Origin of the sequence: Nocardia harenae NBRC 108248 (assembly GCF_001612885.1) — a bacterium.
Classification (GTDB): domain Bacteria; phylum Actinomycetota; class Actinomycetes; order Mycobacteriales; family Mycobacteriaceae; genus Nocardia; species Nocardia harenae.
In genome coordinates, this window is sequence record NZ_BDBH01000007.1 from 52,720 (window position 1) to 69,573 (window position 16,854).

Genomic DNA, 16,854 nt, shown 5'->3' on the forward strand with positions numbered 1-16,854 from the left:
GAGGGGCCCGGCGCGCAGGCGCCGGGCCCCTCGTCGTTCCGACGGGCAGATAGTCATGGAATCGTCACAATAATTCGTAATTCAGTAAATCTCCGTTCACCTCTTAGTACCTGATCGTTCATATTCGAGGGGGTAACGATTCATCTTGCTGGCACTGTGAGCTACCACACTTTGCGGGCCTGATCAGTGCGAAGAATCGATGAGGGGAAATATGACCAACTACCGCACCGCAGGTGTGCGCGTCGCCGGTGCCGGCGCCGTGGCCGCTGTGGCCATGGGGCTGCTCTCGACCGGCGCCGCGAACGCCGATACCTTCGTGCCGTTGCCGGACGGCCAGAAGCTCGGTCCCGGCGTCACCGTCTCCCGCGTCGGGGAGCACGCCATCGTCTCGCCGTCGCTGGCGGCCAATGGCTCGGGCCGGGTCGTGTGGGTCTCCGGCAATGCCGTCGCCGACGTCACCGCCACCCCCGAGGGGGAGATCGGCCCGTTCAACGGCCCCGCGAACGAGCCGGGGAGCAACAACTCGTCCACGCACGGCGCCTCGCAGCTGAACACCGGCTACATCGTCGGCTGCCAGGTCTCGATCAGCGACGAGGCCGTCTCGCTCGGGCTCGCCGGTGTCATCGACCTGACGGAAGGCACGATCGGCGGCTCGATCGGGCTCGACCTCGGCCCGGGCGAGGTGAAGTTCGTGCAGATCGAGATCAAGGACATCACCGAGCCGGGTGTCTACGCGGTGGAGTACCAGGACGTGGAGATCGACATCCAGGGCTGCGCCGGGTACGCCCAGGCCAGGGCCTACACCGTGGTCGAGATCATCGGCGACAACTACTCCAAGACCTCCCTCTACGGCATGCCGTTCAGCATCGGCTGATCCGGTCCGGTCGGTCGAATCCACTACTCGCAGAGGGGCTAACACATGACGAACAGCAAGAAGCTGGCGCGCGTGGCCGGCGTCGGTGCCGCCGCCACGGTCGCCTTCGGCCTGTTCTCCACCGGCGCCGCCAACGCCGATACCTTCGTCGCCCTGCCGGGTGGCAGCATCACCAAGACGCTCTCCGACGGCACCGTGGTGACGGTGAACCTGGTGGGGGAGTCGGCCAATATCAATCCCTCGCTCGGCTCTACCCCGGCACACCGCAATGCGTGGGTCTCGGGGTCGGCGCAGGTCGAGGTCTCCGGCGGCGAGGATATCGGCGGCAAGATCTACCCGGGCTACGTCGTCGGCTGCCAGGTGAACATCTCGGGTGGCGGTGTCGAGGGCGCTGCTTTCGGCGGTTACAACTGGGACGACGACGTGCCGCTGCTCGGCGGCGAGACCGGTGGCAACCTGTCGCTCGGCCCCGGCCAGGCCACCTCCTTCTACATCCTCGATATCGAGAAGCCGGACGACTACGGCAGCGAGGATCACTCCACCAACAACACCTTCGAGGGCAACACCGGCTCGGTGACCTGGGCCGATTCCACCATCGGGCTCACCGGCTGCGGCGGCTACGCCCAGGCCCGGGCCTTCGTGCGGGTCAAGGTGGAGACCGACAACGTGCAGTCCGTGGTCACCCTGTGGGGCCAGCCCTTCAGCATCGGCTGATCCCGGCGGACGGGGCCCGGCGCGCCCGGCCCCGTCCGCCCGCTCAGCGCTGCGGATCCAGGCGGTAGCCGAGCCCGCGCACCGTCACCACGATGCGCGGGTCCGAGGGATCGCGCTCGATCTTGGTGCGCAGCCGGCGCAGGTGCACGTCCACGATCCGCTCGTCGCCGAAGAAGCCGCGGTCCCACACCCGCTCCAGCAGCGCGGCCCGGCTCAGCACCTGCCCCGCGGTGGCCAGCTCGCGGAGCAGCCGGAACTCGGTGAGGGTGAGGTGCAGCTCGGCGCCGCCGCAGCGCACCGTGCCGCGATCCGGCGAGAGCACGAGGCGATGGCGGGGATCGGCGTCGAGCAGAATGTCCTGCGGGGTGTCGCGCTCGGCGGTGAGCCCGGCCCTGCGGCGCAGTGCGCGCATGCGCGCGGTGATCACCTTGACCTCGAAGGGCTTCGCCACGAAGTCGTCGGCGCCCGCCTCCAGCGCGGCCACCACGTCGTGCGAATCGTCCCGCGCGCTGACGACGATGATCGGGACATCGTGGTTGCGGCGGATTTCCCGGATACAGGTGAAGCCGTCCATGCCGCCTGCCGTGAGATCGATGATCATCACGTCCGGCGCACCCTGCTCGCGGAGCTGCCGCAGCGCCGACTCGGCGGCCTCCGCCTCGGCCACCTCGTACCCTTCGCCCTCCATGGCGAGCCGCAGCGCGGCGCGCACCCGATTGTCGTTCTCCACGATCATCAGCTGCGTGCCCATCGCCTCTTCCTCGTGATGCAGTTCACCCGGTACCCGCGTGGCTATAAGTTAGCCGGTGCCCCGCGGGTACCGTGCGCTGCCGGGCCGATCAGTGGCCGCGGGCGATCCACTCCTCGAGGTGCGGCGCCTCGGTGCCGACGGTGGTGCCGTCGCCGTGGCCGGTGTGCACCGCGGTCTCCGGCGGGAGCGTGAGGACGCGCTCCCGGATCGACTCGATGATGGTCGGGAAATCGGAGAAGGAGCGGCCGGTGGCGCCGGGGCCGCCTGCGAAGAGGGTGTCGCCGGAGAAGAGCACCCCGGCCTCCGGCAGGTACAGCACCACCGAGCCGGGGGAGTGGCCGGGGGTGCTGATCACCCGCAGGTCGGTACCCGCCACCGGGAGCCGCTGGTCGTCGGCGAGCGGCCGGTAGGCCGCGTCCGGGTGGGTCATCCGCCAGAGCGGCTCGTCGCCGGGGTGCAGCAGGATCGGGGCGTCCAGCCGCTCGGCGAGTTCGGGCGCGGCGGTGACGTGGTCGTTGTGGCCGTGCGTGCAGACCACGCCGAGTACCCGGCGGTCACCGACCGCGTCGGCGATCCGGCCCGCGTCGTGCGCGGCGTCGACGATCAGCACCTCGTCGTCGTCGCCGACCAGCCAGACATTGTTGTCCACGTCCCAGCTGCCGCCGTCCAGGGTGAAGACGCCGGAGGTCACCACCCGGTCGACCCGGAGCGCGCCGCTCACAGCACCACCACCGAGCGCAGCACCTTGCCGCCGTGCATGGTGTGGAAGGCCTGCTCCACCTGGTCGAGCCCGATCCGCTCGGTGACGAACTTCTCCAGCGGCAGCCTGCCCTGCCGGTACAGCTCCACCAGCATCGGGAAGTCGCGCTCCGGCAGGCAGTCGCCGTACCAGGACGACTTGAGCGCGCCGCCGCGGGAGAAGAAGTCGATGAGCGGCATCTCCAGCCGCATGTCCGGCGTCGGCACGCCGACCAGCACCACGGTGCCCGCCAGGTCGCGGGCGTAGAAGGCCTGTTCGTAGGTTTCCGGGCGGCCGACGGCCTCGATCACCACGTCGGCGCCGAAGCCGCCGGTGAGCTCCTGGATGGCCTCGACCACGTCGGTCTCGCGCGCGTTGACGGTGTGCGTCGCGCCGAGTTCCCGCGCCCACTCCAGCTTGGTGTCGTCCATGTCGACGGCGATGATCGGCGTCGCGCCGACCAGCTTCGCGCCCGCGATGGCCGCGTCGCCGACGCCGCCGCAGCCGATCACCGCGACCGAATCGCCCCGGCTCACGCCGCCGGTGTTCACCGCCGCGCCGATCCCGGCCATCACGCCGCAGCCGAGCAGCCCGACCACCGCCGGGTCGGCCTCCGGGTCCACCTTGGTGCACTGGCCCGCGTGCACCAGCGTCTTCTCCACGAAGGCGCCGATGCCGAGCGCGGGGGTGAGCTCGGTGCCGTCGGTCAGTGTCATCTTCTGCGTGGCGTTGAAGGTGTCGAAACAGTACTGCGGGCGGCCGCGCTTGCAGGCCCGGCAGCGGCCGCAGACCGCGCGCCAGTTCAGGATGACGAAATCGCCGACCTCGACGGTGTCGACGCCCGCCCCGACGCTCTCCACCGTGCCCGCGGCCTCGTGGCCGAGCAGGAACGGGAACTCGTCGTTGATCCCGCCCTCGCGATAGTGCAGGTCGGTGTGGCAGACGCCGCAGGCGGCGATCTGCACCACCACCTCGCCCGGCCCCGGGTCGGGAATCACGATGTCGGTGAGCTCCACCGGAGCCCCCTTACTCCGCGCGACCACCCCGCGAACCTGCTGTGGCATGGCTGTTCATCCCTTCCGACGACGGTATGGACGCATGCGCGTACCCGCATGGCTACCTCGACCGTATCGGGGCGCGGGCCGGGGGTGTCCTGGCCGGACGGACAGGAAAACCTCGCCTTTCGGCCAGGTCGCCTAGACTCGCCCCCGATGGCCGAGCTCGCCGTATCCCCCGCTGACCTGCGCGCCCTGCGCACCGTGATCGACGGCCCGCTGGCCGAGATCGCCCGCCGCTTCTCCCGCCACCTGGCCGAGTGGTGGCCGCACGACGCGCTGGTGATCTTCACCAGGGAGTGCACCGGGCGGCCGCGCAAGGTGGCGGGCGCCGCCGAGGTGGTGGATCGGGTCGGGATCGGCGAGCTGGAGGCGGTGCGCTCGGCGCTCGCGCCCGGCGCGCACGCCGAGCTCACCGCGCGGCTCGGGGAACGGCCGCGCCGCCTGTGGGCGGTGCTCGACCACTCCGGGATGCTGCTGGTCCTGGTGCCGAGGGAACCGGCGCGGCCCGTTCGCGCCGAGGTCGCCGCCGAACTCGCCGCGCGGTTCGGCATCGTCGCCACCTCGATCCGGCAGCAGGTGGCGCAGGCCAGCCCGGAGTACCTGACCGAGGCGCGGGCGGCGTCGGCGGAGCGCGCCAGGGCCGTCGCCGAGCTCACCGCGGCGCACGAGGCGACGCTGACCGCGGTCCTCGCCACCCTGCGCGCCACCGGCCTCGACGACCGGCAGGCCAGGCTGGCCGCCACCGAAACCGCCTCCGCCGCACTGCTCGCCGCCCGCGCGGGCCGCGCCACCGAGCGCGCGCTGGCCGAGGAGCCGCCTGCCGCCGCCTTCGACCGGCTGCGCGCCGAGCTCGCCCCGGTGCTCCGCGATACCGAGGTGCTCTTCGCCGCCCCCGGTGCGGGCGCCCCGCTGCCCGGCGAGATCGCGGTCGGCGCACGTGCCATGACCACCGCCGTCGTGCTCGCCTTCGCCGCCCAGCCGGGGCTGCGGCGGCTGCGGGTCGGCTGGGAGCACGCCGACGCCGCACTGCTCATCGACGTGCGCGACCAGGAATCGGGTGCGCTCGACGCCGATGCCCTGCGCCGCGCCCTGGAGGGCCGGGTCCGCGCGCTGCGCGCCACGCTCGAGATCGAGGCGCTACCCGGCTGGGGCAGCCGGGTGGCGCTGCGACTGCCGCTCGCCGCGCCCGCGGCGCGCCGGGAGCGCGGCGCGCTGGACCGGCTGAACCGGCGCGAGCGCGAGGTGCTCGGGCTGCTCGCCGCGGGCAGGCGCAACCGCGCCATCGCCGCCGAACTCGGAGTCGCGGAGAGCACCGTCAAGTTCCATGTCACCGGGGTGCTGAAGAAGCTGGCGGTCACCACCCGCGGCGAGGCCGCCGCGCTCGGCGTCCGCGCCGGGCTGCTTCCCGGCGAGCCCTGAGCACCGGTTTTCCACTGTCCGAGGCGGTTTCGGCGCGTGCGGGAGCAGACCCGCTGCCGCGCAATGCCAGTCGGCATTGATATATCTCGCCACCGTGTCCGGCGCGGCGGCGGGGTGGCGATACGCTCGGCGCCGAAGTCGATCGCGCCCGCGCTCCGGGCGGGACCGTACGGCCCCCGCGGAGTCCGCGGAATGAGCGATAGCGAAAGGGCATGAAAGCAATTCGGCCACCACGGTGCGATGAGCGGCGAAGCCGGGTACCGTACCCTCGCGTGATCACTTGTCTGCCATCGTATCTTCCCGGCAGGGAGTCGCAGTGACCATCGAACAGAACAACGAAGACGATGTCACCGCGCTGGCGAGACGGGTCGAGCGGGCGAGAGGCCGTCTCGCGTATCAGTTCGATCCGGCGCTGACCCAGGCGCTCTCGGAAGACGAGCTGCGCTCCGAGCGCGAGCTCGCCGAGCGCATCCGCACCGAGGAGCGCGGGCAACGGTGGAAAGAGGTGCAGGCCGCCGCCTCGGCCTCGGACCGCGCACGGCAGACCACCGAAGCCATCGAGAAGGCCGACATGCGAGATCTCCTGCTCGCTCGTAAAGCGATCGCCGCGCAGCGGCGCGAATCGAGCCCGCACGCCAAACTCGCCTCGCTCTACCGGCATCGCTCCTGGTCGCTGCGGGCCCTCGCGGGCGTCGTCACGGCCGGCATGCTGTGGTCGGCGGTCAACGTCCAGCAGAACATCGCGCCCGGCGGCCCCACCGACCCGCTCTTCTGGTTCAGCTACCTGCTCGAGGCCATGATCAGCGCGTGTCTGATCATCATCATGATCGGCACCAACAAGGTCGCCGAGTGGGGCGTCATCGACAACCGGCGCCAGGTGCTCGCCGCCGAGGCGGCGCTGCTGCTGCTCACCGTCTCGCTGAACACCTATCCCTATGTCCGGCTGGGCGACTGGTACGACGCCGCGGTGCACGCGGTGGCGCCGGTGATGATCGGCGTCGCGCTGCTCATCCACGACGCGGTGAGTGCCCGCTACGGCCTCGCCATCGCCAGGGCGACGGCTCAGGTGCGCGACCTCCCGGACGCCACCGACCAGATTCGGCTGCGGATGCCCGGCGCCTACCGCGGCAGCGCCATCACCGAGCTGGGCAGGCCGCCCATCGACGAGCCCGCCGCGCTGCCCCCCATGGCCGAGGGCGAGTACGAGATCGTCGAGGAGGACGAGCTGCCGCCGGAGGACCCGGACACCGATCCGGATGCCGCGGAGCAGCCCGACGAGGACGAGCACGCCGAGCTCACCGGCGGCGCCGAGGAGGCGAGCGCCTTCCGCTCGCCGAATCAGCCCGCGCGGCAGCCGGTGACGGCCGAGGCGAAGGCCGAGGAGGCCGCGGCGGAGGCGGTCGCGGACGAGGTCGCCGAGGAGCCGAAGCGGGTGCCTGCCAAGCGCACCCGCCCCGCGGCCAAGACCGCCAAGCCCGCGGCGGCCAAGCCGCAGCGCGCGCCTGCCCCGGCCGAGATGCCCGCGGACGACACCCCGACCGGCGTGATCCCGGTCGTCGTCGCCGAGGCCGACGCCGAGCCCGCCGAGCGGAAGACCGCGGCCAAGGTGGCCCGGCCCGCCGCGAAGACGGCGGCCAAGCCCGCCGCCAAGTCCGTTGCCGCGAAGGCGACTCCGGTCGAGGAGCCCGCCGAGGAGCAGCCCGCGCCGAAGCCCGCCGCGGTACAGCCCGCGACCCGGACCGCCGCTGTGCGGACGAAGCCGGTCGCCGTGCCGGAGCCGGCTCCGGCCGCCGAGCCCGCGGAGCCCGCTGTCCGTCCCGCCGCCGCCCGGGTGGAGCCGGTCGCCGAGCCCGCGGCCGCACCGGCCGCGCAGCCGGCAGCGGCACGGAGCGCTCAGCCCGCGGCAGCGGCACGGACCGCGCAGCCGGCGGCGGCCAGGTCGGCCCAGTCCGCGGCAGCGGCTCGGACCGCCCAGTCCGCGGCAGCGGCACGGACCGCCCAGCCCGCTGCGGCGGCCAGGTCGGCCCAGCCCGCCGCGGCGGCGCGCACCGCGCAGCCCGCCCGCGTCGCCCAGCCCGCCGCTCGCGCCGCGGGCCAGGGCAGGTCGGCCGCCGCCGCGCAGCCGGTGTCCCGCCAGGCCACCGCCCGCGCGACCGCGCCGGTCGAGGTGCCGGAGCCGGATCGCCCGGCCGCGCCGGTGATCAGCTTCGCCAGCAAGGCCGCCGCCAGGCCCGCCGCGGATCGCGACCCGATCATGATGCCGATCGAGCCGACCCCGTCCCGGCCGCGCACCTCCGGCCCGCGCACCGGCCCGCTGGCCGCGGTGGGCAGGAAGAAGAAGGCCCCCGAACCCGAGCCCGCGCCGATCCCGGCGACCTCGGACGTCTACGACACCGGCGCGCTCCGGGTCGCCGACATGCTGGAGCAGGAGCTCGCCGAGCTCCGCGAGAAGCGGCGCCAGGCGCGCGCCGCAGGCCGCAGCAGCCGCTCCTCGAGCCGGGACTACTGACCGGCAGCTCTCCGGAAGCCGACAGGGCCCGGACCCCGTGCGGGGTCCGGGCCCTGTTGCCGTCTCCGGGTGGCCGCGCCCCGGCGCGACGCGTCCGGCACGGTGCCGGACGGAATTCACGGCACGGGATAGGCCAGGGCGAGGAAGGCGTGGACGGTGCTGAGGAGTTCGCGGCCGAGGGCGCGGTCGTCGGCGTGGGCGGCGGGGGCTTCGAGGGACCAGCGGGTGAGGGTCTGCTCGGCCTCGGTGGCGAGGTGCAGGAGGGGGAGGCGGGTGGCGGCGAGGCCGGGGAGGGCGAGGACGACGAGGCGAGCGCAGCGGTCGATGATGTCGCGGAGGGCGAGCAGCTCGGCGGGGACGGCGGGGCCGAGGTGCGTCCCGGCGAGCGCGGCGGCGCCGTGGCAGCGCTGCGCCACCTCGCCGAGCGCCGCGGCGAGCGGGGCGGAGTCCGGGGCGTCGAGATTGGCGCGAACCGTCGATACCGCCGCCTCGACACCGCGCAGCCGGAGCCGGATCAGCCGCGGATCGCGATCCGCCTCGAACTCGGCGCCGTCCGAGGTCGCGGCCGCTCGGACAGGGATGCCGGTCGCTGCGCCCATCCGTCCCGCCTTCCGATTCACCCGTCCTTCCTGAACAGCCGCCCAGGAAGGAATCGGACGTAACATACTCCCGGTCCAGCTGAGCCGCCACCTGGGATTACCTGGAACGGATGGTCACTTGGTCCGGCGGCTCAGACCGCCTTGCGCAACCCGGCGTCGACCAGCACGTCGGCGCCGGTGGTGCTGGCCGAGCGCGGCGAGCAGAGCAGCACGACGGCGTCCGCGATCTCCTGCGGATCGATCAGCCGTCCGGTGGTGAGCGCCATCATGGCCGCGGCCCCGCCGCCGAGCACGGCGTCCCGATCCGATCCGGTCGCGGCGGCGATCACCTCGGCGGCCCCGCCCGGCTCGGTCCACCACGGCGTCAGCACCGGCCCCGGCGAGACCGTGTTCACCCGAATACCCTGCGGCCCGTACTCCTCGGAGAGCGCCTTGGTGAGGTTGCCGATCCCGGCCTTGGCCACCCCGTAGTCGACATTGATCGCGCTCGGCACGTGCGCGTGCGTCGAGGAGACATTGACGATCGCCCCGCCGCCGCGGGCCAGCATGAGCGGCACCGCCGCGCGTACCGCCCGCACCGTCGCCATCACATTGAAGTCGAACATGGCGAGCCAGTCGGCGTCGTCGAGCGCGGTGAAGGAGAAGCGCGGGAGCACCGCGCCCGGCGGCGGCCCACCGGCATTGTTGACCAGCACGTCGACCCCGCCGAAGAGTTCGGCCGCGCGCTCGACGGCGCGGCCGGGGCCCTCCGGGGTGGCCAGGTCGGCGGCGACGTGCACCAGGCGGTCACCGGCGAGTTCGGTCAGCTCGGGGGTCGGGCGCCGGGAGACCGCGACCACCAGCGCGCCCTCGGCGCGCAGCGTGCGGGCGGTGGCGAGCCCGATTCCCTTGGACGCCCCGGTGACGACGGCGACCCTGTCCTGCAGCAGAAGATCCATGCGGCAAGCCTCGCCCGCGCGCGAGCGCGGCGCTGGCGGCTTCCGGCCGTCGCGGTGGCAAGGATCGCACCCCGAGTGAGCCGCGAACGCATGGGTAGCCTGTCGTGAGGACGAACCGACCGACCACACGACAAGGAGTTCTACGCCTTGGAGGACGTCATCCGGCCGCTCATCGTCTTCGGCGTCACCGTCGCGATCACCGTGCTCGCGGGGCTGGTCATGGACCGCCTGCTGCGGTACAGCGCGCAGAAACGCCCGGACACCCGATTGCCGCTCCTGCTGCGGCGCCTGCAGTTACCGGTGCAGGTGCTGCTCGGAACGGTGGCCCTGCACTTCACCTACCCGCTCGCGGAGCTGCACCTGCGGCAGGACGCGATGATCCGCAATATCCTCGCCACCATGGCCGTCATGGCCCTGGCCTGGACCGTCATCCGGTTCGCCGACGCGGTGGCGGAGAACACGCTCTCGGCCTACTCGCACCGCACCCAGGACATCGCCCGGGTGCGGCAGCTGCGCACCCAGCTCGGGCTGGTGCGCCGGATCATCACCTCGATCCTGGTGGTCACCACCGCCGCGGTGGCGATCCTGCTGCTCTTCCCGACCATGCGCACGCTCGGCACCTCGCTGCTCGCCTCGGCGGGCGTGATCGGCATCATCGCCGGTGTCGCGGCCCAGTCCACGCTGAGCAATCTGGTGGCCGGGCTGCAGATCGCCTTCGGCGACTCGGTGAAGATCGGCGACACCGTGGTGGTGGAGGGGGAGTGGGGCACCGTCGAGGAGATCACCCTCGCCTTCCTGACCGTCCGGATCTGGGACGACCGCAGGCTGACCATGCCGGTCTCGTACTTCAACAGCATGCCGTACGAGAACTGGTCGCGCGGTGGCTCGCAGCTCACCGGGACGGTGTTCCTGCACCTCGATCACTGCACGCCGATCGATGCGCTCCGCGACCACCTCCGCGATTTCCTGAAGCAGCGGGAGGATTGGGACGGGCGCAACTGGAATCTGCTGGTCACCGACAGCACGCCGACCAATATCGTGGTGCGCGCCTCGATGTCGGCGGCCGATGCCGACGACGTGTGGACGCTGCGCTGCGCCGTGCGCGAGGAACTCATCGGGTGGCTCGGGGAGCATCACCCGAAGGCGCTGCCCAAGGTCGCCACCGCGCTGATCGGGGCGGGTGAGCCGGAGGCGCCGTCCGGGGTGCAGCGGGTGCTCGACGGGGTCGGGGCCGGGCGGTAGAACGGCGCGGGCCGGGTCGGCGGAGCTCTCCGGGGACCCGGCCGCGCGGGCGGTCCGGCTCACGAGCCGGGCCGGTGCCCGGCCCGGCTCCGGGGGAGTCTCGCCCGGCGAGCCGCGGTCCGCTCAGCCCAGCTCGGCGAGCTGGGGAACGACCGGCGCCAGGCTGTCGATCCACGCCGCGGGCTTGCCCGCGGGCGGCATGACGATGGCCTGGTGCACGCCGATCTTCGCGTAGTCCGCGAGCCGGCGGGCGAAGCCGTCGTGATTGTCCGGGTTCGGCGATCCGGCCATCACCGTCACCCGGATCTCGGCGAAATCCCGCCCGACGGTGTCGCAGTGCCCGCGGAGCACGTCGAGCTTGTGCTCCACATCGGCCGGCGAGGTGCCGAACAGGTTGCAGCGATCCGCGTACTGCGCCACCAGCCGCAGCGTCTTCTTCTCCCCGCCGCCGCCGATCAGCACCGGCGGCGTGCGCAGCGGCTGCGGCGCGCACAGCGTCTCCGCGAGCTGGTAGTGCTTGCCCTCGAACGGGCCGTTGTCGGCCGGGTCCCACATCTGCTTGGCGATCCGCAGCGCCTCCTCCAGCCGCTCGAAGCGCTCCGCGATCGGCGGGTACGGCACGCCGAGGCCGAGATGCTCGCGCTCGAACCAGGCCGCGCCGATGCCGAGCACGGCCCGCCCGCCGGAGAGCACGTCCAGCGTGCTGACGATCTTGGCGAGCAGCCCCGGGTGCCGGTAGGTGACCCCGGTGACCAGCAGCCCGAGATCGATCGAGGTGGTGTGCGCGGCCAGGTAGCCGAGTGTGGTGTAGCCCTCCAGCATGTTCGCCTCGGCGGGCAGCCCGGTCGGCTCGATCTGGAAGAAGTGGTCCATGACGGAGAGCCAGGTCGCGCCGGACTCCTCCGCGGCGCGGCCGACCGCGGCCAGTTCACCGGCGATGGCCGCGGGCCCGCCGTCGATGTCGAAGATGGGAACGTGGATGCCGAGCTGCATGACGAGAACCCTCCTGGGTGTCGGTGACGAACTCGGTACCGACGCTATTACCTGGAGTGCACTCCAGGGCAAGTTCCGATCCACCCCGCCACCACCGCGAGCCCGCTGGTTCGGTGCACCAGGAGGAAGCCGAACGGCCGGTCGAACCGCACCCGCAGCGCGGTCGTCGTCCGCTTGGGCGGCAGCGCGGGCCGCGCCGACCCGGCCCGCAGGCCGAAGGCGCTCACCGCCGCCGCCGTGAAACCCCGCGCGCCGAACTCGGCGAGCACGTTCTGCGCCCCCTGCTGCACCGCGAGCGGCTGCGGGGAAAGACCGGGGAAGTGGCCGCGGGTGGGATCCAGCGCCGCGCGCAGCCCGAACAGCTCCGGCCGGTCGAGCAGATCGTGCTGCGAGCGGACCAGGAAGTGCGGCAGCTCGACCCGCAGCGAATCCTCCTGCCGGTGGCCGTACACCTCCTCCCTGGTGAGCCCGGGGCCGTCGGCCGCCAGCCCGGTGCGCACCGAAACCGTGCCCGCCAGCGCGGCGATGCCCGCGTCGAGCACCGCGCCCGGCTGCTCCGGGCCGAGCAGCAGGTGCACGTCGGCGTCGCCTGCCCCCTCGACCACCAGCCGCGTCACCGGCGCCGGGGTGTCGAGCGCGGCGATATCAGCGACCCATGGCACCGTGCGGGTGAGCCCGGCCGTCCGCTGCCCGCGCCACGGGCCGTCCTCCGGGGCGAGCGTGGTCTTCTGGAAATTGGTGCGCCACTTGGTGTCCGCCGCCAGCGCGGTGGCCAGCACCAGCAGCGTGCCCCGGTCGACGGTGAGCGGGAAGCGGTCGATGAGGCCCTTCGTGTAGCGGCGGGCCCAGTCGTCCAGCGCCTGCTGCCCGGTGAGCGGCGCGACCGTCCCCGCGGGGACCGACCCCCGCCACTCCGGGCGCAGCGGCAGCCCGTCGCGCACCCAGAAGCCGAGTGCGGCGGAGAGATCGGCCGAGCTGCCGAGCACCTCGAGCAACCGCAGCCCGCCCTCGTGCGCCGCCGCCGCCGGAATGCCGAGCGCGGCCTCCAGCTCGGCGCGCGCCGGCCCCTCGGCGGCGCCGGTGAGCAGCGCGAGCAGCGGCCACACCCCCGCGCCGGAGAGCACGAAATCGCCGGACCCGGCGGTGGCGGCCCAGCGCGCGGTCAGCGCGTTGGCGGCGGTGACGGACTCCGGTGAAATGGTGCGCACGGCACCAGGGTACGAAACCGCCGCTGTCCTCCCCGCAAGCCCGACCCCGCCGCACCCGTTCCGAGGGGTCAGGGGCGGGTGGCACGGGCGCGGGTCAGGACCTCGTCCTCGGTGAGGGCGCTGGGCGGGTGGTGGCTCAGGCACATGGGCACCGCGAGTTTGGCGAAGCCCGCGCCCTCGGTGGTGCCGTAGAAGCTGCCCGCGGCGAGCCGGGCGATATCGTCGACCTGGCCGCCCTTGGCCCTGGCCAGCTCGGTCGCGGCCTGGATCTGGACCGGGGCGTTGAGCCTGCCGAAGAACTGCGTGGCGGCATTGCCGGTGACCCGGTTGTCCAGCGCCTTCGGCGCCTGCGTCGCGTACACCATGCCGAGGCCGTACTTGCGCGCCTGGGCCGCCAGCTGCAGCGTGCTCTGGCTGGAGACCACGGCCCTGCCCTGTGGCACGAAGGTCTGCGCCTCGTCCAGCACCAGCAGCCCGCCGAGCGGGCGGTCGCCCGCCGGATTGCGCTTGATCCAGGCGAAGAGCGCGAGCTGGAGCTGGTTGACGAAGGTCTGCCGCTGCGCGTCCACCGGCAGCCCGATGCAGCTGATCACCGAGACCCTGGCCCGCATGCCCGGACGCGGGGTGAGCAGCATGCCCGGGTCGAGCCTGGTGCCCGCGCCGCCGAAGACCGGGTCGTTGATGGTCGCGGCGGCGAGCTCCTCCGCGATGCCGGCCGCCAGCTTGGCCGAGTCGCGCAGGGTGCTGACGCCGTCGGGGAGGTCGCCGAGGAAGTCGACGAAGTCGGCCAGGTCGCTGCCGCCGTCCCTGGCGAACCTGGTCAGCGCCTGGATCAGCACGGCGTTGCCGGTCGCGGTGCGGCGGCCGGTGAGCCCGGTGCGGGGCAGGAGACCGGCCACCGAGGCGTCGATGGCGATGCGGAACTCGTCCGGGTCGTCGAGGACGCCGGAGAAATCGGGGAGCGGGTCGAGCGCGATCGGGTTGCCGGTCTCGCGGCGCGGGGTCCAGATGACGACGTCGGTGCCGTCCAGGTAGCGCTCGGCGCGCTCGGCGTCGCCGTCGAGCCAGCTCGGTGGCGGGGTCGGCCAGCCGTCGCCGAGGCGAGCGAGGTCGTTGTTGGTGTCGATGAGGATCGACGAGACGCCGTGCAGCGCGGCCTCTTCCACCAGGCGGCGGAGCAGGACGGTCTTGCCGGAGCCGCTGCCCGCGAAGACCGTGGTGTGTTTGCGGAGTTGCAGGAGCGGGGTGCGGAGGTCTTTGCCCGTCGTGGTCTTGCGGCCGAGGAGCACGGTGGGCTCGTTCGGGTCTCGCGGGGGAGCGACCGGGGCGGCGGTCACCGACGAGCCGGATGAGCCGGTGACCGCGGACCGATCGTCCGGCTGCACGATCACCGGCCGGTTGTCCGGCACCCGGTGTCCGTTGGCCGGCTCGCCGAAGATCCGGGCGAACAGCTCGGACCGGCTCGCCGGCCGCCGCGCCGCCAACCACCCCGCCAACCCGGGCGCCCGCTCGGCGAGCAGCGTCTCCAGCGCGGTGAAGGTCTTGAGGTCCGCTGCCGAGATCGGCACCGCCACCCCCCGCGCCGCCTCGAACTCGGCGAGCGTCGTCGTGGTCACCGGCCCGGTCGAGAAGGTCGAGTTCCGCAGCACCACCAGGTGCCGCTTGGCCGCGTTCGGCTGAATCCCCGCCTCCAGCGAGGCCGAACGCAGCCGGGCCAGCACCGCCCGGTGGTGGCTGTGCGCGATGGCGCGGAAACTCCAGTGCTCCTCGTCCTCGCTGGCCTCGTCCAGGGTGCGGCGCAGGCGGGCGTGCAGGGCCGGGGAGACGGTGCGGTCCGGGTCGATGGTGAGTTCCTGGCTGCCCCGGTTCTGCTCCAGCACGTACGCCTGCAGGGCGGCGTTGAGCAGGGCGACCATGCGCTCGTCCTCGTAGCGGGGGTCGAGGGGGCGGATCACGTCGGCGGCGTCGTGCAGTGCCGCGAAGCGCGCGTCGATGGCGCCGAGGTCGGCCAGGTCCGGCAGCGGCGCCGCCGCCGGTTCGTCGACCGCGCCGAAGTCGGTCAGTTCGAGGACGGTGTTCCGCGCCAGGCAGTGCGCGACGTGCTTCTCGAGTTGCTGGAGTAACCGGCGCGGGGTGTATTCCACGATGTCTGGATGCTCGAAGGCCGCGGGGAGTACCGGCCAGGTGGGGTGTGGTGGCTCGAAACCGATCTCGCCGTACAGTCCGCCGAGGTGTCGCTCGACTATCGCTCTGGCTACGTCGCCGCCGGGCATGGCGGTGGAGAGTTCGAGAACGGTGAACCGGTCGGCGGCGGAGTTGGCCGCGCGCTTGGCGATGAGCTCCCAGGATTTGGGGATGCAGGCGGCGATTATCACGGTGCGGGTGGTCTCCTCCCGCATCCGCATCAGCCCGTCCGCGAGCCGATTGGCCAGCCCGTCCTCCTCGTTCCGGTCGGACTGCGCGATGACGGTGTCGACCTGATCGATGGCGAGCACCACCGGCCCGGCCAGCGCGAATATCCGGCACAGGTCGTGGAAGAGCAGCTGCGACGGCTTGCCGCGCTGCCGGAACCCCCACTGCCGCCGCGCCGATTCCTCGATGCCGTCGTCCAGGGTGAGGTAGCTCAGCCCGATCTCGCGCAGCGAGCCGCGCGCCCGGTAGAGCACCAGGGCGCGCACCGTGTCGGAGCACTCCGTGGCCACCCGGATGTCGAGATCCTCGATCCGCCCGACGAAGTCGTCCAGGTGCGCGGGCTGCACCTCCAGGTTCCCGCGCAGCCGCATGGTGAGTTCGGCATCGCAGCCGGTGCGCTCGGCCAGCTCGCCGAGCAGCCAGCCGAGCCTGCCCCCCTCGGCGAGCAGCCGCGCGACGATGCCGTGCACCGCACCTGCCCAGAACGACGCGCCGTCGATCAGCTTGGGCATGAAGAAGGCGCCGCCCGTCCGCTCCACCAGCTCGCGCAGCCAGCCGAGCATGTGCGTTTTGCCGACGCCGCGATCGCCTTGCAGCACCAGCCCGGTCGGCGACCGCCGCGGCTGTGTCAGCGCCCGCCGGACGGCCCGCTCGATCTCTGCGGCCGCCTTCGGATGCAGGCCGTCGACATGGTGGCTGAGCGGACTCCAGATCTCGTCGGGAGTGAGTGCGCTGCTGAACTGGATCGAGGCGAGGGCGTGGTACTGCTCCTCGTTCACCGGGCGGCCTCGATGGTGAGGAGGTGCCGGGTGATGCCGCCGAGCACCACCGCGGCGTCGTGGTCGTGCTCTGTCAGCGTCTTCTGATCGGCCTCGGAGCGCACGTGTACCCCGTCGCGGCGGGCCAACTGCTTGATGGCCACGTCGAAGTCGTCCCGCGAGACATCGGTCAGCCGCGCACGCAGCACGGCGAGCCGGATCGGCTGCGCGCCGCCCTTGGCCACCGCGGCATACGCCGCAACCACCCGGCTCGGCACATCCGGCCGGAAGATCTCGGCCACCACCTGCCCGCTCCCGTCCAGGTACCGCCGCAACCCCGCGAGCACCGCGTACAGCGCCCCACCCGCGGGCCCGGACCGCGCGGGCCGAGGCCCGGCCAACTCCTCGGCGCACCACACCGCACCGCGATCGGTCAGCTCGTGCGCGTAGGTCCGCCCTACCTTGGTGCTGGCGATCAACCCCCGCTCGTTCAACTGCTCCCGCTGCGGCTTCTCCAGCCGCAACCCGGCCAGCCCGTACAGCTCGGCGTTGGAGAGCTCCCTCGCCTCGGCCAGCAGGACGAGCAGGACGCAGCGCTGGGTGAGGGTCAACCGGTCGGACATACGGGGTTCCGTTCTGT

The 16,854-nt window shown here is 72.7% G+C and carries 14 protein-coding genes; 5 read left to right on the top strand and 9 right to left on the bottom strand.

What is annotated here, in order from left to right:
- Positions 1-211: 211 nt before the first annotated feature.
- Both NH2_RS15915 and NH2_RS15920 read left to right on the top strand, forming a co-directional pair.
- Complete coding sequence (locus NH2_RS15915; protein ID WP_245650599.1) at positions 212-874, top strand: MspA family porin; 663 nt, start codon at positions 212-214, stop codon at positions 872-874.
- Between the two features lie 45 nt (positions 875-919).
- Positions 920-1,588: an MspA family porin gene (locus NH2_RS15920; RefSeq protein WP_067654298.1), complete on the top strand. Its 669-nt coding sequence runs from the start codon at positions 920-922 to the stop codon at positions 1,586-1,588.
- Between the two features lie 43 nt (positions 1,589-1,631).
- Here NH2_RS15920 and NH2_RS15925 read toward each other — a convergent pair whose 3' ends face one another.
- The 3 genes from NH2_RS15925 to NH2_RS15935 form a co-directional block, all read right to left on the bottom strand.
- Positions 1,632-2,339, bottom strand: a complete 708-nt coding sequence (locus tag NH2_RS15925; protein WP_067654300.1) for a response regulator transcription factor — start codon at positions 2,337-2,339, stop codon at positions 1,632-1,634.
- Positions 2,340-2,427: 88 nt separating this feature from the next.
- Positions 2,428-3,060 (bottom strand): MBL fold metallo-hydrolase, encoded by a 633-nt coding sequence (locus NH2_RS15930; RefSeq protein ID WP_067654302.1) that lies wholly within the window; start codon positions 3,058-3,060, stop codon positions 2,428-2,430.
- Positions 3,057-4,142 (bottom strand): S-(hydroxymethyl)mycothiol dehydrogenase, encoded by a 1,086-nt coding sequence (locus NH2_RS15935; protein ID WP_067654304.1) that lies wholly within the window; start codon positions 4,140-4,142, stop codon positions 3,057-3,059. Before NH2_RS15935 ends, NH2_RS15930 begins: the two co-directional genes overlap by 4 nt.
- A gap of 147 nt (positions 4,143-4,289) precedes the next feature.
- Here NH2_RS15935 and NH2_RS15940 point away from each other — a divergent pair, with 147 nt between their 5' ends.
- Both NH2_RS15940 and NH2_RS29845 read left to right on the top strand, forming a co-directional pair.
- A complete protein-coding gene (locus tag NH2_RS15940) occupies positions 4,290-5,555 on the top strand; it encodes a LuxR C-terminal-related transcriptional regulator (RefSeq protein WP_067654306.1) in 1,266 nt (421 codons plus the stop codon).
- Between the two features lie 316 nt (positions 5,556-5,871).
- On the top strand, positions 5,872-8,064 hold the full coding sequence (locus NH2_RS29845) for a hypothetical protein (protein ID WP_245650600.1): 2,193 nt from the start codon (positions 5,872-5,874) through the stop codon (positions 8,062-8,064).
- A gap of 116 nt (positions 8,065-8,180) precedes the next feature.
- On the opposite strand, the gene NH2_RS15950 is transcribed toward NH2_RS29845, so the two are convergent.
- Together NH2_RS15950 and NH2_RS15955 are read right to left on the bottom strand one after the other, a co-directional pair.
- A complete protein-coding gene (locus tag NH2_RS15950; protein WP_067654308.1) occupies positions 8,181-8,663 on the bottom strand; it encodes a hypothetical protein in 483 nt (160 codons plus the stop codon).
- A gap of 131 nt (positions 8,664-8,794) precedes the next feature.
- Positions 8,795-9,601 (bottom strand): SDR family NAD(P)-dependent oxidoreductase, encoded by an 807-nt coding sequence (locus NH2_RS15955; protein ID WP_067654310.1) that lies wholly within the window; start codon positions 9,599-9,601, stop codon positions 8,795-8,797.
- Positions 9,602-9,748: 147 nt separating this feature from the next.
- On the opposite strand from NH2_RS15955, the gene NH2_RS15960 reads away from it, so the two are divergent.
- On the top strand, positions 9,749-10,843 hold the full coding sequence (locus NH2_RS15960) for a mechanosensitive ion channel family protein (protein ID WP_067654312.1): 1,095 nt from the start codon (positions 9,749-9,751) through the stop codon (positions 10,841-10,843).
- Between the two features lie 123 nt (positions 10,844-10,966).
- Here the strand turns inward: NH2_RS15960 and NH2_RS15965 are convergent, their stop codons facing one another.
- The 4 genes from NH2_RS15965 to NH2_RS15980 form a co-directional block, all read right to left on the bottom strand.
- Positions 10,967-11,836, bottom strand: a complete 870-nt coding sequence (locus NH2_RS15965) for an LLM class F420-dependent oxidoreductase (RefSeq protein WP_067654314.1) — start codon at positions 11,834-11,836, stop codon at positions 10,967-10,969.
- A gap of 47 nt (positions 11,837-11,883) precedes the next feature.
- Entirely contained in the window at positions 11,884-13,044 is a 1,161-nt protein-coding gene (locus NH2_RS15970) for a serpin family protein (RefSeq protein WP_067654316.1), read from the bottom strand.
- Between the two features lie 68 nt (positions 13,045-13,112).
- Entirely contained in the window at positions 13,113-16,235 is a 3,123-nt protein-coding gene (locus NH2_RS15975) for an ATP-binding protein (RefSeq protein WP_067654318.1), read from the bottom strand.
- Positions 16,232-16,837: a hypothetical protein gene (locus NH2_RS15980; RefSeq protein ID WP_067654320.1), complete on the bottom strand. Its 606-nt coding sequence runs from the start codon at positions 16,835-16,837 to the stop codon at positions 16,232-16,234. Before NH2_RS15980 ends, NH2_RS15975 begins: the two co-directional genes overlap by 4 nt.
- Positions 16,838-16,854: the final 17 nt, after the last annotated feature.

Coding starts and splice junctions, on each gene's coding strand:
- NH2_RS15915 (WP_245650599.1), top strand. CDS start 212: ATGACCAACTACCGCACCGCAGGTGTGCGCGTCGCCGGTGCCGGCGCC.
- NH2_RS15920 (WP_067654298.1), top strand. CDS start 920: ATGACGAACAGCAAGAAGCTGGCGCGCGTGGCCGGCGTCGGTGCCGCC.
- NH2_RS15925 (WP_067654300.1), bottom strand. CDS start 2,339: ATGGGCACGCAGCTGATGATCGTGGAGAACGACAATCGGGTGCGCGCC.
- NH2_RS15935 (WP_067654304.1), bottom strand. CDS start 4,142: ATGCCACAGCAGGTTCGCGGGGTGGTCGCGCGGAGTAAGGGGGCTCCG.
- NH2_RS15940 (WP_067654306.1), top strand. CDS start 4,290: ATGGCCGAGCTCGCCGTATCCCCCGCTGACCTGCGCGCCCTGCGCACC.
- NH2_RS15950 (WP_067654308.1), bottom strand. CDS start 8,663: ATGGGCGCAGCGACCGGCATCCCTGTCCGAGCGGCCGCGACCTCGGAC.
- NH2_RS15955 (WP_067654310.1), bottom strand. CDS start 9,601: ATGGATCTTCTGCTGCAGGACAGGGTCGCCGTCGTCACCGGGGCGTCC.
- NH2_RS15965 (WP_067654314.1), bottom strand. CDS start 11,836: ATGCAGCTCGGCATCCACGTTCCCATCTTCGACATCGACGGCGGGCCC.
- NH2_RS15980 (WP_067654320.1), bottom strand. CDS start 16,837: ATGTCCGACCGGTTGACCCTCACCCAGCGCTGCGTCCTGCTCGTCCTG.